The organism is Actinoplanes aureus, assembly GCF_015704865.1.
Lineage (GTDB): Bacteria > Actinomycetota > Actinomycetes > Mycobacteriales > Micromonosporaceae > Actinoplanes > Actinoplanes aureus.
Genome location: NZ_JADQTO010000001.1, coordinates 620,100 through 635,358, shown reverse-complemented (window position 1 = coordinate 635,358; position 15,259 = coordinate 620,100). Strand labels below are relative to the sequence as shown.

Sequence of the window (15,259 nt, the reverse complement as noted above, 5' to 3'; positions counted from 1 at the left end):
CGGTCACCGGCCCAAGGGGGGCATGATGGCCGCGACCGGCCTGCTCGATCGGCTCACGCCGGGCGACCACGTGTGCCTCATCTTCGACGACGAGCCGCTGCGGACCCGCAGCGTCGCCCAGTACATCCGGGCCGGCCTGCGCGACCACCACCGCATCGTCTACCACGGGCCGGGCAGCGACCGGGTCGAGGCGGAGCTGACCGCCCGGGGCGTCGACGTGCGCCCGGCGATCGACCGCGGCCAGCTGCGGCTCGGAGGGGAGTGTCCGCGCGATGGGACGTTCGACCCCGAGGCGACGATCGAAAGCTGGCAGGAGGAGGCGCGACGGGCCGCGACGGCCGGCTATCGCGGCCTGCGGGCGGTCGGCGACATGTCCTGGGCGGTGTCGCACGACGAGCGACTGCCCTGGTACGAGGCCGAGGTCAACCGGATCTTCGCCGAGGGATACGTGATGGGCGTCTGCCTGTACGACCGGCGGCTGTTCAGCGAGGCCCGGCTGCGGCGGGTGACCCGGGCACACCCGTCCACCGTCACGCCCGAGACCGATCCGCGGGCCGTGCCGCTGTTCCGGGCGGTGCGGACCGCCGACCCGTACGGCATCCGGCTGGAGGGTGAGGCCGACCTGTCGAACCGGCAGGCCTTCACCGCCGTGCTGGAGCACCTCACCGAGGACCGGGCCCCGACGCTCACCGTCGACGTCGCCGGCCTGCGGTTCGCCGATTCGGCGGCGGTCCGGATCCTGGTGCACGTCATGGACGGGCGGGAACGCGTACGCCTGGTGGGCTGTTCCCGGATGCTGCGCAAGTTGCTGGCCTTCCACGGCGCCGGCCCGGCGGTGGAGTGCCTCCCGTGATCACCTTTGACCATCCCGCCCTCTTCTACCGGGACGTCGAGCAGTACCTGAGCGGCACGACCGACTTCGTCCGGTCCGCCGTCGCCGCCGGTGACGCGGTTCTGGTGGCGGTGCCCGGCGGCAACCTGACCCTGCTCCGGGACGCCCTGTCCGACCTCGGCCGTCAGGTCACCTTCGCCGACATGGCGGTGGCCGGCCGCAACCCGGGCCGGATCATCCCCGGCGTGCTGCTGTCATTCGTGGCCGCCCACCCCGGCCGCCGCGTGTCGATCATCGGGGAGCCGGTCTGGCCCGGCCGCTCGGTCGTCGAGTACCCGGCCTGCGTGGCACATGAGGCGCTGATCAACAAGGCGTTCATCGGCCGGAACGCGGTGGTCCTCTGCCCGTACGACGCGAAGCGCCTGCGCCGGGAACGGCTGGACGACGCGCTGCGTACCCATCCGTTCATGATCGTCGACGAGGTGCGGCGGGAGAGCCGCTGGTACGCGGACCCACTGGTCACCGCCGCCCTCTGCGCGGGCCCGCTTCCACCGGCCCCGGCCTCGGCGCCGGTAGCGGCCTACGCCGGTCCGACCGATCTGAGCCGGGTGCGCCGGTTCGTCACCGGGTGCGCCGAAGCGGGTGGTCTGTGCCCGGAGCGCGCGGCTGACCTGGTGCTGGCCGTGAACGAGCTGGCGGTCAACACCATCCAGCACACCGGCGGGGGCGGTGCGGTCACCGTCTGGTCGTCGGACGAGTACGTGTACGCGCAGGTCGACGATCGCGGCGACCTGGCCGACCCGCTGGCCGGGCAGATTCCGCCCCACCCGGACCGGGAGGACGGGCGCGGCCTGATCCTGGTGAACGATCTCTGCGATCTGGTGCGGGTGCACACCCGGCGGGAAGGCACGACGATCCGGTTGCACATGGCGCGCTGAGAAAACTCCACTTCCACGGTTGCCTGCCGATGGTTGCTTCGGCAGATCCCTGCCCGGGCACCGGAAGACCAGCTGGGAGTGAGATGCGTAGCGAACCAGGCGAACTCCGCCGCGACGAGGGTACTTCCCTCCTCGAGGTACTCGTGGCGTTGGCCGTGGTGACCATCGCGATGACCGGGCTGGGTGCGTTCTTCGTCAACGGAAACCTCGCGGTCGCGCACCAGCGTGATCAGCGTCAGGCGGTGCAGGTAGCGGCCGGCGGCATCGAGCAGGTGCGTGGGCTCCAGGGAACCTCCGTGCTGTCCGGGCGCGGGATGATCAAGAGCAAGGCGCAGTGGGACGCGGTGAAGAGCGGCCTCTACGCCAAGAAGATGAAGCGTTACCTGGACAGCATGGCGATCGGTTGGGACGACGAGCTCGAACGCACGGACCCGAGTTCGCCACTGGGAAACGAAGCGGCGATCCCGACCAAGACCCAGACGATCACCGTCGGCAGCTCCAAGTTCAACCGCGAAATGCTCATCGGCAGGTGTGTCGTCTACTTCATGCGGAACGACGACTGCGTCAACCCCAACGTCGGTACGCCACCGTCGAACAACGCCGAGATCCTCCGGTACTTCCGGGTCGTCGTCCTGGTCACCTGGACGGGCAAGAGTTGCGAAAGTGACCGGTGCACCTACGTCGCCTCCACCTTGATCGCGCAGTCCACCGAGCCGACGTTCTACTCCAAGGCCGCCCCGCCGGTGATGATGAGCACCGAGATGTCCTTCTACGTCGGCCGCGAGATCACGCAGAAGATCGACGTCGATGGCGGTCAGGTGCCCAACGTGCTCACCGTCACCGCCCCCTCCACGCTGCCGTCCTGGATCAAGATGTCGCCCGGCGGCTACGTGACCGGTAACCCGACCGTGGCCGCTCAGGCGACGAGTGTCGTCCGGGTGACCGACAAGCGCGGATGGTGGAACGAGAAGACGATCACGTGGAAGGCGGTCCTGCCGCCGTCCGTCGTCGTGCCGGCCCAGCCGAAGAGTTTCGCCGGTCAGCAGGTGAACTACAAGGTGACGGCGGTCGGCGGCGTCCCGGCCTACGTCTTCACCGCACCGAAGGACCTGCCCGAGGGCCTGGAACTCGCCGCCGACGGCACGATCACCGGCAGCATCGCCAAGCTGGGTGCCTACCCGATCACCGTCACCGTCGAGGACGCCAACGGTGTCCGGGACACGAAGACGTTCACGCACACCGTCTCCGTCGCCGAGCCGCTGAGCCTCACCGCGCTCCCGGATCAGAAGATCAACCTGGGCTCTGCGGTGACCGGCACCGCCGTGGCCAAGGGTGGCAGCGGGCAGTACACGTACACCGCCACGGGTCTCCCGGCCGGTGTGACGATCAACGCGGCCAGCGGTGTCCTCTCTGGGTCTCCGGTGCTCGTGGCCGGTCGGTACCTGCCGACCATCACGGTCAGCGACAGTGCTGGCGAGTCGCTCAGCGACACGTTCGAGCTGGTCGTGGAGACCACCACCAAATTGACCTTCACTTCGCCGAGCCTGGTCGGCGCGGACCAGAAGTCGACCGTCGGCTCGGACGTGATCCTGCCCCTGACCACGAACGGCGACCTGCTGTTGCTGAAGAACGTCTCGCTCACGGTGACCGGGTTGCCGGAAGGGCTGAAGTACAACAAGGGCAAGAGCGAGATCAGCGGGAAGCCCAAAACCGCCGGAACCTACCCGGTGAAGGTGACCGCGAACAGCTTGTTGCCGCTTCCGCAGACCGCGACGCTCACCTTCCTCTGGACAGTCGAGTGAAACCGCCGTTCGAAAGGAGAACCCGAGTGCGACAGCAGATCAGCAATCGTCCGGCCGACGACGACCGAGGGTTCTCCCTCATCGAGCTGGTGGTCACGATGGCGATCATGTCGATGGTGACGCTGGTGATCGTGGGCGCCACGATCGAGATCTACTCCGGCACGAAGCGGATCGACAACACGGCCGAGGCGCGCGACCAGCTCGACAACAGCTTTCGCCGTCTCGACCGGGAGCTGCGGTACGCGACCTGGGTCTCCGATCCCGCGCAGGCCAGCGGCACCTGGTACATGGATTACGCCATCCCGGCCGGATGCCGGCAGCTCAAACTCACCGATGGGGTGCTCACCCTGAGAGCGTGGGCCACCGCCGCGACTCCCGGCCCCGCCGCCGCCATTGCCAGCGGGGTCGTCCCGATCAACGGCACCACACCGTTCATCGTCTACCGCGCCGGGGCCCAGCCCTATGCCACAGCGAGTCCGGCCACCGGGATGGGCGCCAACTACCAGCTCGACTTCGATCAGGTCAGGCTGCTGTTCAACGTGAAGATCGGAACCGTGACGATGCCGTTCGATTCGGTCTTCACCGCGCAGAACAGCACCCGGGAAACCACGACCCACACTTGCAGCCAGGGAAGGCCGATTCCATGAAGCCGCTGTTCCGTTCACCGGGCGACGACCGCGGATCGCTGCCCATGGCGATGCTGGTCACCACGATCGGGTTGGTCCTCTCGGTGGCGCTGCTGCCGCTCATCGTCCGGCAGGTCGTCGCCACCCGCGGCTTCGCCGACCGGAGTTCCGCTCTGAACGGGGCCCAGGTCGGTCTGGACGTCGTGATGGCGCGGGTGCGGGCCGCCTCCGAATCCACCAACAGCAACGTGCGTGGCCGTCTGGAGGACATGCCGCAGCCCTGCGAGCCGATCACCGGTGACGCCGGCGTGGACGGCACCGGGGAGAAGCTGCTGTACGTCGTCACCATCAAGTACTACGGCGAGGAGGGCAACGACCTCGGCTGCGACCCCCTCGCTGAACTTCCCTTCAGCGCCGGCGTGGAGTCGATCGGGTCCAGCACCTCCGGCGATACCCGGACGTTGACCGCCAAGTACACGTTCTGGAACGAGAACGACAACATCCCGGGCGGTGCGATCAAGGTCAGTTCGCCCACCGACAAGCCGCTGTGCATGGACTCCGGGACGGTGCCCCCGGCAGCGGGCGCTCCGCTCGTCATGAAGCGGTGCAACGGCAGCAGCACACAGCTGTTCGGCTACACCGAGGAGCTCTACCTCAAACTGATCAATTCCGAGGCACCGGCGAACGACGACCTGGGCATGTGTCTGCACGCGGGCGCCACCCACGCCACCAACAGCGCCCTGGTGTTCCAGAAGTGCCCGAACCCCACGAACACGACGCCGACGCGGGTGTACCAGTGGAGCCTCGACGGCAACAGCCGATTCCACTCCACGAGTGCGGCCTCGGCGATCGAGAACCTCTGCGTCTACGTCAAGACCGGGAACACCGTCGGCAGCCCCGTCGTCCTCAACACCTGCACGTCCAGCGCGACCCAGAACATCTGGCGATCCGATGCCTCGGTCGGTGCCGGTATGGCCGGCGACCGGACCAACCAGCTGGTCAACTTCGCCCAGTTCAGCCGCTGTCTCGATGTCACGAACCAGGAGCCCGGCTCCTCGTACATGATCGCGTGGTTCTGCAAGCAGAGCCCGGTGGGTGCCGTCGACTGGAACCAGATCTGGGTGCACCCGATGCCGGTGGCCCCGGAGAAATTCAAGACCGGCACCATCGAGGTGACCAAGAACGGCACCAAGTATTGCCTCAAATCGCCGCTTCGAGCCGGCGGCTACCCGACGACGATGGCGTGCGGCGCCCGGACCGCCCCTGAGCTGCAGTGGACCGTCTTCCACGACACCGGTGTCTATGCCACCAGCTATCGCATCGAGGACAGTGCGAAACTCTGCCTGCAGCCGTCCGACCTCAATGCCACCGTCAAGGACGTCCACACCGACGGCACCAGCAGGATCAAGGTGGCCACCTGCAGCAAGTCCGAGCTGCAGAAGTGGAACGCACCGCCGAAACTGAACCAGCTCACCCCGATCAGCGGCGTCGAGGAGAAGTGAGCGAAGGGCTGGGGCACGGTGCCCCAGCCCTTCGTCGATCTGTGACAGCATCGTCGGCATGTCAGCTCCGTCGGCTGCCGCCCGCGCCCTCGTTGCCGGTGCCTACGACACGCATGTGCACGTCGCCCCCGACGTCATGGAACGCCGGATCGACGACCTGGACCTGGCCCACCGCTTCGCCGCGGTGGGCCTTTCCGGTTTCGTGCTGAAATCGCACTACGTGACCACCGCTGAGCGGGCCGCCGTCGTCCGCAAGGCCGTGCCCGGCGTGGACGTGCTCGGCGCGATCACGCTGAACGGCTCGATGGGTGGGATGAACCCGGCCGCCGTGGAGATCGCCGGGCGGCTCGGGGCCCGGATCGTCTGGATGCCGACGGTCGACTCGCGCAATCAGCGCACCAGCACCGTCGGTGACCTGCCGGGGGCGAAACCGGCCATGTGGGGCGCGCTTCAGGCGGACCTGCACGCGCAGGGCATCGTGCCGGACGTGGTCGAGGTGGTCGGCGAGGGCGGCGAGGTACTGGACGAAGTGCGCCAGGTGCTGCGGGTGGTCGCCCGGCACGACATGGTGCTCGCCACCGGCCACCTCGCGGCCGCAGAGATCGTCGCGGTGGTCCGCGCGGCGCGCGACGAGGGCGTCCGGCGGATCGTGGTCACCCACCCGGAGTTCACCTCCCAGCGGCTGCCGGTGGCGGACCAGCGCGCGCTCGCCGGGATGGGCGCCCTGCTGGAACGCTGCTTCACCACCCCGCACACCGGCAAGGTGGCCTGGGACGACCTGTTCGCCAACATCCGCGCGACCGGGCCCGCGCATTCGGTGCTCTCCAGCGACCTGGGCCAGCCCTTCAACCCGCCGGTCGAGGACGGCCTCGCCCTGTTCGCCGACCGCCTGCTCGCCGCCGGCTTCGCCGCCGACGAGGTGCGGACCATGGCGGTCACGAACTCCCGGTTGCTCGCCGCCGGCTGAGATCCTTTTATTTCGGTACGCGGAGCGCCGTCGGCGAAAACCACACCTCCCGCCCTGCCCGCGATCCGGGCGCCGTGCCGGGCCGCACCGCGACCGCCGGGCCCATGCGGGCCGACCCCGGACCTGGTCCCGGCGGCCGCGTTGCGGCCGGGAGTGGACTGGTGATCGCGCGGCTCGGCGGGACGGGGTGGATTCCGCGGGAGGTGTGGCTCGTACCGGAAAAGCGGCCAAAGCGGAGAATCCTGGCTGGACCACCGCTGGGGTGTCAGTGGAAGTCGCCGTGGACCTTGAGCGGCGTGGATGCGGTCGTCGCGGTGGCTTGGTAGGTGTCGGCGCCCGCGTTGCGCGTTTCCGACGGGTGGGTGTATTTCGCTGTGAACGTGTACGTGCCGGGCGCGAGGGTGTCGGCCGAGGACAGGACGAAGCGGTAGACCAGGGCGTCCGGCTCCTCGGTGACCGTGGCCGAGACGCTGGCGCCCGGGGTCTGCTTGGTGCCGCCGCGCGCTACCAGGCCGTCGGTGCGGGCCACCCGGATCACCACCTCCAGGGCGGTGAGTTCCTCGGCGGCCTTCAGGGTGACCACGCTGGCGCCGCCGTCCGGGTCGACCGAGCCGTCCGACCAGAGCTCGGTCCGGGTGTTTCCGGGCTGCGTGGCGGTGGGTTCGGCGGGCTTCGAGGTGGGCCGGCGGGTGGTGGGCTCGGCGGTCGGGGTCTCACGCTGGGGTGCGCTCGCCGATGCGGCGGGACTGGGTGAGGCGGTGGCCGTGGTGGGGCTGGGTGCCGGCGTGGGTGCGGGGTCGTCCCGGTCGGAGCCGCCGGCGAGCGCCCAGTTGGCGACGCCGCCGCCGGCGAAGACGGCGACCACGGCAGCGGCCGCGGCGGCCATCCTGATCCGCGGGCCGCGGCGGGCGGTGCCCTCATCCGGGCTCATCGCCGCGGTGGTGATCCGGTCGAGCATCGCCTCCCGGTCCGGCCGGTGTGCCGCTGCCTCCGCGCGCAGCGCCGAGCGCAGCTCGTCGTCGGAGAGCCTCATCGTGCCGCCTCCCAACCGTCGATCCGGCTCACGTGGCTGTCGCCCAGTAGTTCGGCGAGTTGTCTCGCTCCGCGAGAGGTTGAGCTCTTCACCGCGCCGACCGAGATGCCGAGGATGGCGGCGACGTCCTTCTCCGGCAGGTCGAAGGCGTACCGCAGGACCACGCAGGCGCGCCGGCGGTGCGGCAGCCGGCGCAGGGCGCCGCGCACGTCGAGTACGGCCGGGACGTCGCTCTCCCGGGTGCGGCGGAACGACTCGAACGACAACAGGCGCTCCCGGCCGCGGCGGCGGATCCAGTTGCGGGCCAGGTTCATCACGATGCCGTGCCCGTACGCGGCCGGGTCGTCGGCGGCGGTGACCCGGTCCCAGTGCCGCCACACCTCGGTCAGTGCGTCGGCCGCCAGGTCGTCGGCGATCTCGGACTCGCCGGTCATCAGGTACGCCAGGCGGGACAGTGAGGCATGATGCCGCTCGAAATACGCGCGGAACGCGTCGTCGCGCATCGGCACACCCTCCTGTTCCTCCGGACCGGGTGACGTTAGAGATCACGGCACCGGTTGGGCAAGGCCGTCCGGCGGGGTGAGACGGGGATATCACGACGCCGGCGGACCGCCCCGGTTGTCCCCGAACAGGTCTCGAGCACGGCGTAGCAGCGCGTTCTGCATCGCCAGGCAGGGCTGACGGCGGCGGTCTGGGAGGCTCAGTCCTCGTCCCTCGGTACCGGAACCGGGGCGACGCGCCAGATGCGGGCCGCGTAGTCGGACACCGTGCGGTCGGCGGAGAAGAAGCCGCTGTGTGCCGTGTTCAGCACCGACATCCGGCTCCAGGTGGCCTGGTCGCGCCACACCCGGTCGACGTGGTCCTGGCAGTCGACGTAGGCGCGGTAGTCGGCCAGCGTGAGGTACTCGTCCCAGCCGAGCAGCGAGCCGGCGACCTCGTGCCCGACCCCGCCGAACGCGCCGGACTGGATGGCGTCGATGGCGGCCCGCAGCTCCCCGTCGCGCTCGTAGTTGTCGCGCGCCCGGTACTGGCCGCTGTAGCGCAGCTCGGCCGCCTGGAACGCGTCGAGTCCGAAGAGGAAGAAGTTGTCCGCGCCGACCCGGGCGCGGATCTCGATGTTCGCGCCGTCCAGCGTGCCGATGGTGAGCGCGCCGTTGAGGGCGAGCTTCATGTTGCCGGTGCCGGAGGCCTCCTTGCCGGCGAGCGAGATCTGCTCGCTCAGATCGGCGGCCGGGATGATGCGCTCGGCGAGGGTGACGTTGTAGTTCTCGGCGAAGACCACCTTGAGGTACGGCGAGACCACCGGATCCGCCGCGATGGTCGAGCCGACCGCGTTGATCAGCCGGATGATGTCCTTGGCCGCGTGGTAGGCCGGCGCTGCCTTGCCGGCGAAGAGCACGGTACGCGGCACCCAGTCACCGCCCGGGTCGTTCCGGATCCGGTGGTAGAGCGTGATGATGTGCAGCAGTTTGAGTTGCTGCCGCTTGTACTCGTGGAACCGCTTGATCATCACGTCGGTGAGCGAGTCCGGGTCGCCGGCGGCCAGGTCCACCTTGTTGGCCCGCTTGATCGCCCGCCACCGCTCCAGGAAGGACGCGTCGTCGGCAAGCGCCTCGAGCCCGGCCAGCTGGTCCAGGTCGCTGAGCCAGCCCTCGCCGCCCAGGCCCTCGGTGATCAGGTCGGAGAGGCGCGGGTTGGCGATCTTGATGAACCGGCGCGGCGAAATGCCGTTGGTGACGTTCTGGAACTTGGCCGGCCACAGGTCGGCGAAGTCGTTGAGCACGGTCTCCCGCAGCAGCTTGGAATGCAGCTCGGCGACGCCGTTGACCGCCTCGGTGCCGACCACCGCGAGGTGGGCCATGCGGACCCGCCGCTCCGGCTCCTCCTGGATGATCGACATGCGCCGGAGCCGGTCGGTGTCGCCCGGGAACCGCTCCTCGACCTCGCGCAGGAAGAACATGTTGATCAGGTAGATGATCTCCAGGTGCCGGGGGAGCAGCCGCTCGAAGACGTGCACCGGCCAGGTTTCCAGGGCCTCCGGCAGCAGGGTGTGGCAGGTGTACGCGAACGTCCGCCGGGTGATCGACCAGGCCTGGTCCCACTCCAGCTCGTACTCGTCGACGAGCAGCCGCATCAGTTCGGCGATGGCGATCGTCGGGTGGGTGTCGTTGAGCTGGATGACGGTCTTGTCGGCGAAGTCGCTCCAGTCGGAGTTGCGCAGCCGGAACCGGCGGATGATGTCGCGCAGCGAGCAGGAGCAGAGGAAGTACTGCTGCTTGAGCCGCAGCTCGCGACCCAGCTCGGTGCTGTCGTCCGGGTAGAGGACCTTGCTGATGTTCTCGGCGCGGACCGCCTCCTGTACGGCCTCCGCGTACTGCCCCGCGGAGAACCTGGACAGATCGAAGGACGCCTCGCTGCCCCGGGCCCGCCACAGCCGGACGATGTTCACCGTCTCGGTGCCGTAGCCGGGGACCAGCATGTGGCTGGGCTCGCCGAGCACCACCTCACCGGGAATCCAGCGTTTGCGGGTCTGCGAACCGGGGACCGGCTCGGTGTGGCCGTAGAAGCCGACGGTCTGCCGGTCGTCCGGAGCCGGGAACTCCCACGGGTTGCCCTGGAACGCCCAGTCGTCCGGGCACTCCGCCTGGGCGCCGCCGGAGATCGACTGCTTGAAGATGCCGAAGTCGTAGCGGATGCCGTAGCCGACCGCCGGGATGTCCCGGGTGGCCATGGCGTCGACCAGGCAGGCGGCGAGACGGCCCAGGCCACCGTTGCCCAGGCCCGGCTCGATGTCGAGGCCCTCGAGCTCCTCCAGAGTGAAGCCGAGTGTCTTGACCGCCTCGGCGGCCAGCTCGCCGGTGCCGGAGTAGAGCAGGTTCTGTTCCAGCTGCGCACCCAGCAGGTACTCCGCCGATAGGTAGTACACCCAGCGCGGGTTGGTGGCGAAGTGCGCCGCGGCGGTGCGGGCCCGCCGTTCGGCGAGCCGGTCGCGCACGGTGAGGGACAACGTCTCGTACGCGTCCCGGGCGCTCGCCGACTCGACCGTCGTGCCACGCCGGTAGTACAGCGTGCTCAACAGGTCCTGCTGGAACTCATCGGCGGTCCTGCCCAGACGGCGCAGACCGAGGCCCTGGCGAAGATCCATGCCGCCCATTCTGCCCGCAGTACGTTTCGGATGGCTGCTGTTCCCGCTTCGCCACGGGGAAGTCGCACCTAAAGTCCGAGAACCAACCGGCTCGTCCGGATGTCCGATTGAGCCGTTCGGCAGGCGGTCAACCCCGCATTCGTGTGACTGAATCCAGTTCAGCCCGGGAATGGATGTCGAGCTTCTGATAGGCGTGCGCCAGGTGAGTCTCCACGGTGCGCCGGCTCAGTGTCAGCCGTTCGGAGATCTGCCGGTTGGTGAGCCCGCGCGTGGCGAGGCGTACCACCTGGCGTTCGGCGTCGGTGAGCGCTTCCATGCCGTGCCGGGCGGTCCGTCGCGGGCGGGCTCCGGCCGCGTGCGACTCGGCCCGGGCCCGCCCGGCGAGCCGGGCCGCGCCGCCCGCGTCGGCGATCTCCAGCGAGGCGAGCAGCGGCTCCCGCGCCTCGGCCTTGCGGTTGGCGCGGCGCAGCGCGCAACCCAGGTCGTGCAGGGCGTACGCGTGCTGCAACCGGGCCGCCGCGCCGGTGGTCACCCGCACCGCCTCCTGAAGCATCACGATCCGTTGTGGACCGGACTCGACCAGGGCGGTGGCGCGCAGCGCGGCGCCGAGCGCACCGGGCGTGCCGGTCTGCCGGGCCGCCGCCAGATGCTCGCCGGCCACCCGCACCGCGTCAGCCGGACAGCCCAACGCCAGGTACGCCCGAACCGCGTCGGCCCGCCAGCTGGCCAGGCCGGGGTGCCGTACGCCCAGCTCGGTCCAGCACCGCCCGGCCGCGAGCAGGTCGTCCAGCGCCTCGGCGTGCCGGCCCTGCGCCAACCGCAACCGGGCGCGGCTCTGCAGGAACAGCGGTGCGGTGACCGCGTGCGCCGGCGGTTCGGTGATGCCGGAGGCGACGAGAGCGGCCTCCGCCTCGGCCGGCCGGTCGGCCTCGACGAGCGCGTCCACCAGCGGATGCAGCGCCCAGATCAGGGCGGTCGGCGGTGTGGTGCCGGTGTCCAATTTGAACGTCACGGAGGCTCGCGCGTCGGCGACGGCGGCGTCCACCTCACCGGCCGGCAGGCGGGCCATCGCGCTGAGGAATCGTCCGTGCGCCGCGCTGCTCGGCCAGCCGCGGGCCAGCGCGCCGGCGATCAACGCGTCGGCCATCGCGCGGGTCCGGTCCAGGTCCTCGTTGACCGTCAGCATGATGCCGACGGCCGACGGCAGCAGCGAGTCCCGCTCCGCCTCCAGCGTGCCGGTGTCCAGCAGTGGTGCGACGAGTTCCAGGCATTCGGCCGGCGGTCGCCCGGCGAGGGTGGCCTGGAGCAGGGCGTTCGCTCGCCACAACGATGGCGGGACGTCGGCCGCGCGGGAGCGGGCCAGCAGCGTCTCGGCCATCTCCCGGGTCCGGCTGTCGACCGACGCGTTGGCCGCGAGCTCCGCCTCGATGCGGGCTAGCGTCGCCGGCGGAACCCCGGCCGGGCGATCCAGGGCGAGCAGGTACAGGTCGACGGCGGCCTCCCGTTCGCCGGTCAGCGCCAGCGCCCGCCCGCAGCGCAGTGCCGCCTCGGCCCGGGCATCCGCGGCCTCGATGGTCGCCACCACCTGCCGGGCCAGCCCGACCGGTCCGTCCTGGCGTCCGGCCGAGAGGGCCAGCGCCAGATCGAGCCGCACGGCCGTGCCGGTTGCCGGATCGCCGGGTGGTTCGGCGAGTGCCCGGCGCAGGAACGTCGCCGCGATCTCCGGTGCGCCGCGGGTGGTGGCGTGAGCGGCGGCCTCCCGCAACCGGTCGACCGCGAACGCGTCACCGGCGGGTTCGGTGCGCAGCAGGTGCAGGGCGGCCCGCTCCGGATCGTTCGGGGCCGGTTGCCGGGCGGCGCGGGCATGCCACAGACCGCGTACGCCCGCGCCCATCCCGTCGTAGAGCGCGGTGGCCACGACCGGGTGAGCCAGGGTCGGTGCGGTGGTGGGGGCGAGCAGTCCGGCCGTACGCATGGCGTCGGAGAGCAGCGCGGCCCGTGCCGGGTCGATCTCGGCCAGCTCGGCGGCCTGCCGCAGTGTCGCGCCCGGACCGAGCACCGCCAGGGCCCGGGCCAGGTCGATCGCGCCGTCCGGCAACCGGCGCAGCTGGTGCTCCACCCAGCGGGCCACCCGGTACGGCCCGATCCGGGACAGACCCGCCGCGGCCTCGTCGTCCGGCGTCACCCGCTCCGCGCGCAACTGCGACAGCAGCGCGGAGAGCAGGAACGGATTGCCGCCGCAGGCCTGGTGACAGGCCCGGGTGAAGGCCGGGGTGGCCCGCGGGAGCACGGCACGGACCATCGCGGTCGCCGCGTCCGGGTCGAGTGGATGCAGCGGCAGCGGGATCGCGGTGGCGAGCAGCTCGGCGAGGGACTCCGCATCCGGCTCGCCGGAACGGACCGCGACGACGAGCGCGAGCGGCAGCTCGGTGATGCCCCTGGCCAGCCCGGCCAGCCAGCGCAGCGAGGGCGGATCGGCCCAGTGCACGTCGTCCACGCAGAGCAGGACCGGCTGGACCGCCGCGTACCGGGCGGTCAGCCAGAAGAGGCCGTGCGCGGCAGCGTGCATCGCCTCCACACCGTGGCCCGGGTTCGGTGGCCCGGCGTCGAGCACCCGGCCGGCGAGCGCGGCGGGTCCCTGGCAGACCTGGGTCCAGCACGGATCGGCCGGTGTCGTGGCGAACGCCTGCCGCGCCAGCCCGAAGGGGAAGTCCCGCTCCAGCGGGCTGCCCCGGGCCCGCAGCACGGCCATCCCGCGATCCCGGCCGGCGGCCGCCGCCGCGTCCAGCAGCGTCGTCTTGCCGATGCCGGCCGGTCCCTCGACAGCGATTACCGAGCCGCTGCCCGCACCGGCCGCGGCCAGCCGCTCCCGCAGCATCAGGAACTCGTGTTCCCGCCCGGCCATGTCCACCCCCGGCGAAACCTCAGTACGCCTTCCACGATGAGCCGGATCGGCGCCCGGGGCCAGCCTGACGACACAACACCGACAGCCGGGAGGCAACGATGACCACCACCGACGCGTACGTGCTGGGGCGAACCGACGCCGAGTACGAGCGTCTGCGAGCGCAGGCGGGGATCTGGGAGAAGGCGACCGCGTCCCTGCTCGACCGGGCCGGGCTCGCCGCCGGGGCCCGCTGCCTGGACGTCGGCTGCGGTCCGGGCGAGACGATGCGGCTGATGGCCGAGCGGGTCGGTCCGGACGGCGCGGTCGTCGGGATGGACGTGGACGCGGAGCTCGGGTCCTCGGCGATCCGGATGCTGCACGCGGCGGGCCATCGGCAGTGCTCGTTCGTGTCCGGCGACGCCTTCCGCGAGGAGCCGCCGCCGGGTGGGTACGACCTGGTCTTCGCGCGGCTGCTGCTGATCCATGTGGACGATCCGGTGACCGTGCTGCGCCGGATGTGGGAGTGGACCGCGCCGGGCGGGCATCTCGTGGTGCAGGACTACGACATGCGTACCGTCGGGGTTCATCCGGAGCTGCCGGTGGTCGCCGAGTGGCGGCGGGTCTTCCTCGGTACGTTCGCCGCGGCCGGCCGGGACATCCGGATCGGGCACCGGTTGCCGGCGCTGCTGGCCGAGGCGGGCATCGGCGATCCGGACGGCTCCGAGGTCTCCGGACGGATGGAGCCGTTCGGGCGGGCGGCCGGGATGCTCGCCGCCACCTATCGCAGCGTCGCGCCGGCCGCGGTCTCGCTGGGCCTGGTCACGGAGTCACAGCGGGACGAGTGGCTGGCCGAGATCGATCAGGCGATGAGGGACTACCCCGACCACACCGCGATGTGGCCGCTGATGATCGGCGTACACAAACGTCGCTGAGCCCGGGTGGCACACTGCACGGGTGCTGGACTCGTTGCTGCCGTCACCGGTGGTCACCGCCGAGGCGTTCGCCGACGACGAGGACGAACCGTGCTTTCCCGGCGAGGAGGATCTGATCGCCACGGCGGTGATGGGCCGGCGACGTGAGTTCGTCACCGCCCGGCGGTGTGCGCGCGAGGCACTGGCCCGGCTGGGGCATCCGCCCGTGGCGATCCGCCCCGGGCCGCGCCGGGAGCCGTTGTGGCCGGCCGGGGTGGCGGGGAGCATCACGCACTGCAAGGGGTATCGGGGTGCGGCTGTCGCGCGTACCGAAGAGGTGGTGAGCGTCGGTATCGACGCCGAGCCGCACGCGCCGCTGCCGTCGCGCGTGCTCGGCGTGGTGACCGCGCCCGGTGACGCCGAACACCTGGCCGAACTGGCTCACGCCGAGCCGGCCGTGCACTGGGACCGGTTGCTGTTCAGCGCGAAGGAGGCCGTCTACAAGGCGTGGTACCCGCTGACCGGGCGATGGCTCGGCTTCACCGACGCGAACCTGGCCGTGGGGCCGGCCCCCCCCCCCGGCCCACCCCCGCCCGCGGGCGGGGGGCCCCCCCCCCCC

General features: G+C 70.9%; 12 protein-coding genes. 8 read left to right on the top strand and 4 right to left on the bottom strand.

Annotated elements, in window-relative coordinates:
• Nucleotides 1-22 precede the first annotated feature (22 nt).
• The 6 genes from I4J89_RS02785 (at nucleotide 23) to I4J89_RS02760 (ending at nucleotide 6,667) form a co-directional block, all read left to right on the top strand.
• Nucleotides 23-853, top strand: coding sequence for an MEDS and STAS domain-containing protein (locus I4J89_RS02785; protein ID WP_196412182.1), 831 nt, complete (start codon nucleotides 23-25; stop codon nucleotides 851-853).
• Complete coding sequence (locus tag I4J89_RS02780) at nucleotides 850-1,770, top strand: anti-sigma factor RsbA family regulatory protein (RefSeq protein ID WP_196412181.1); 921 nt, start codon at nucleotides 850-852, stop codon at nucleotides 1,768-1,770. The genes I4J89_RS02785 and I4J89_RS02780 overlap by 4 nt, the downstream gene beginning before the upstream one ends.
• An 83-nt stretch (nucleotides 1,771-1,853) precedes the next feature.
• Nucleotides 1,854-3,572 (top strand): putative Ig domain-containing protein, encoded by a 1,719-nt coding sequence (locus I4J89_RS02775; RefSeq protein WP_196412180.1) that lies wholly within the window; start codon nucleotides 1,854-1,856, stop codon nucleotides 3,570-3,572.
• A gap of 26 nt (nucleotides 3,573-3,598) precedes the next feature.
• Nucleotides 3,599-4,219, top strand: a complete 621-nt coding sequence (locus I4J89_RS02770) for a PulJ/GspJ family protein (protein WP_196412179.1) — start codon at nucleotides 3,599-3,601, stop codon at nucleotides 4,217-4,219.
• Nucleotides 4,216-5,700 carry an RICIN domain-containing protein gene (locus I4J89_RS02765; protein WP_196412178.1) on the top strand — a complete coding sequence of 495 codons (1,485 nt, stop codon included), beginning with the start codon at nucleotides 4,216-4,218 and terminating at the stop codon, nucleotides 5,698-5,700. The genes I4J89_RS02770 and I4J89_RS02765 overlap by 4 nt, the downstream gene beginning before the upstream one ends.
• 58 nt (nucleotides 5,701-5,758) lie before the next feature.
• Nucleotides 5,759-6,667 (top strand): DUF6282 family protein, encoded by a 909-nt coding sequence (locus I4J89_RS02760; protein WP_196412177.1) that lies wholly within the window; start codon nucleotides 5,759-5,761, stop codon nucleotides 6,665-6,667.
• 265 nt (nucleotides 6,668-6,932) lie between these two features.
• Here the strand turns inward: I4J89_RS02760 and I4J89_RS02755 are convergent, their stop codons facing one another.
• The 4 genes from I4J89_RS02755 to I4J89_RS02740 all read right to left on the bottom strand — a co-directional run bounded on the left by I4J89_RS02755 (nucleotide 6,933) and on the right by I4J89_RS02740 (nucleotide 13,750).
• Nucleotides 6,933-7,700 carry a hypothetical protein gene (locus I4J89_RS02755; RefSeq protein WP_196412176.1) on the bottom strand — a complete coding sequence of 256 codons (768 nt, stop codon included), beginning with the start codon at nucleotides 7,698-7,700 and terminating at the stop codon, nucleotides 6,933-6,935.
• Nucleotides 7,697-8,203: a SigE family RNA polymerase sigma factor gene (locus I4J89_RS02750; protein ID WP_196412175.1), complete on the bottom strand. Its 507-nt coding sequence runs from the start codon at nucleotides 8,201-8,203 to the stop codon at nucleotides 7,697-7,699. The genes I4J89_RS02755 and I4J89_RS02750 overlap by 4 nt, the downstream gene beginning before the upstream one ends.
• 197 nt (nucleotides 8,204-8,400) lie before the next feature.
• Entirely contained in the window at nucleotides 8,401-10,845 is a 2,445-nt protein-coding gene (locus tag I4J89_RS02745) for a glycogen/starch/alpha-glucan phosphorylase (RefSeq protein ID WP_196412174.1), read from the bottom strand.
• Nucleotides 10,846-10,972: 127 nt separating this feature from the next.
• On the bottom strand, nucleotides 10,973-13,750 hold the full coding sequence (locus tag I4J89_RS02740) for an ATP-binding protein (protein ID WP_196412173.1): 2,778 nt from the start codon (nucleotides 13,748-13,750) through the stop codon (nucleotides 10,973-10,975).
• A 98-nt stretch (nucleotides 13,751-13,848) separates the two neighbouring features.
• On the opposite strand from I4J89_RS02740, the gene I4J89_RS02735 reads away from it, so the two are divergent.
• On the top strand, nucleotides 13,849-14,661 hold the full coding sequence (locus I4J89_RS02735) for a methyltransferase domain-containing protein (RefSeq protein ID WP_196412172.1): 813 nt from the start codon (nucleotides 13,849-13,851) through the stop codon (nucleotides 14,659-14,661).
• Nucleotides 14,662-14,683: 22 nt separating this feature from the next.
• A partial coding sequence (locus I4J89_RS49235; protein WP_196412171.1) for a 4'-phosphopantetheinyl transferase family protein occupies nucleotides 14,684-15,259 on the top strand: 576 nt, incomplete at its 3' end.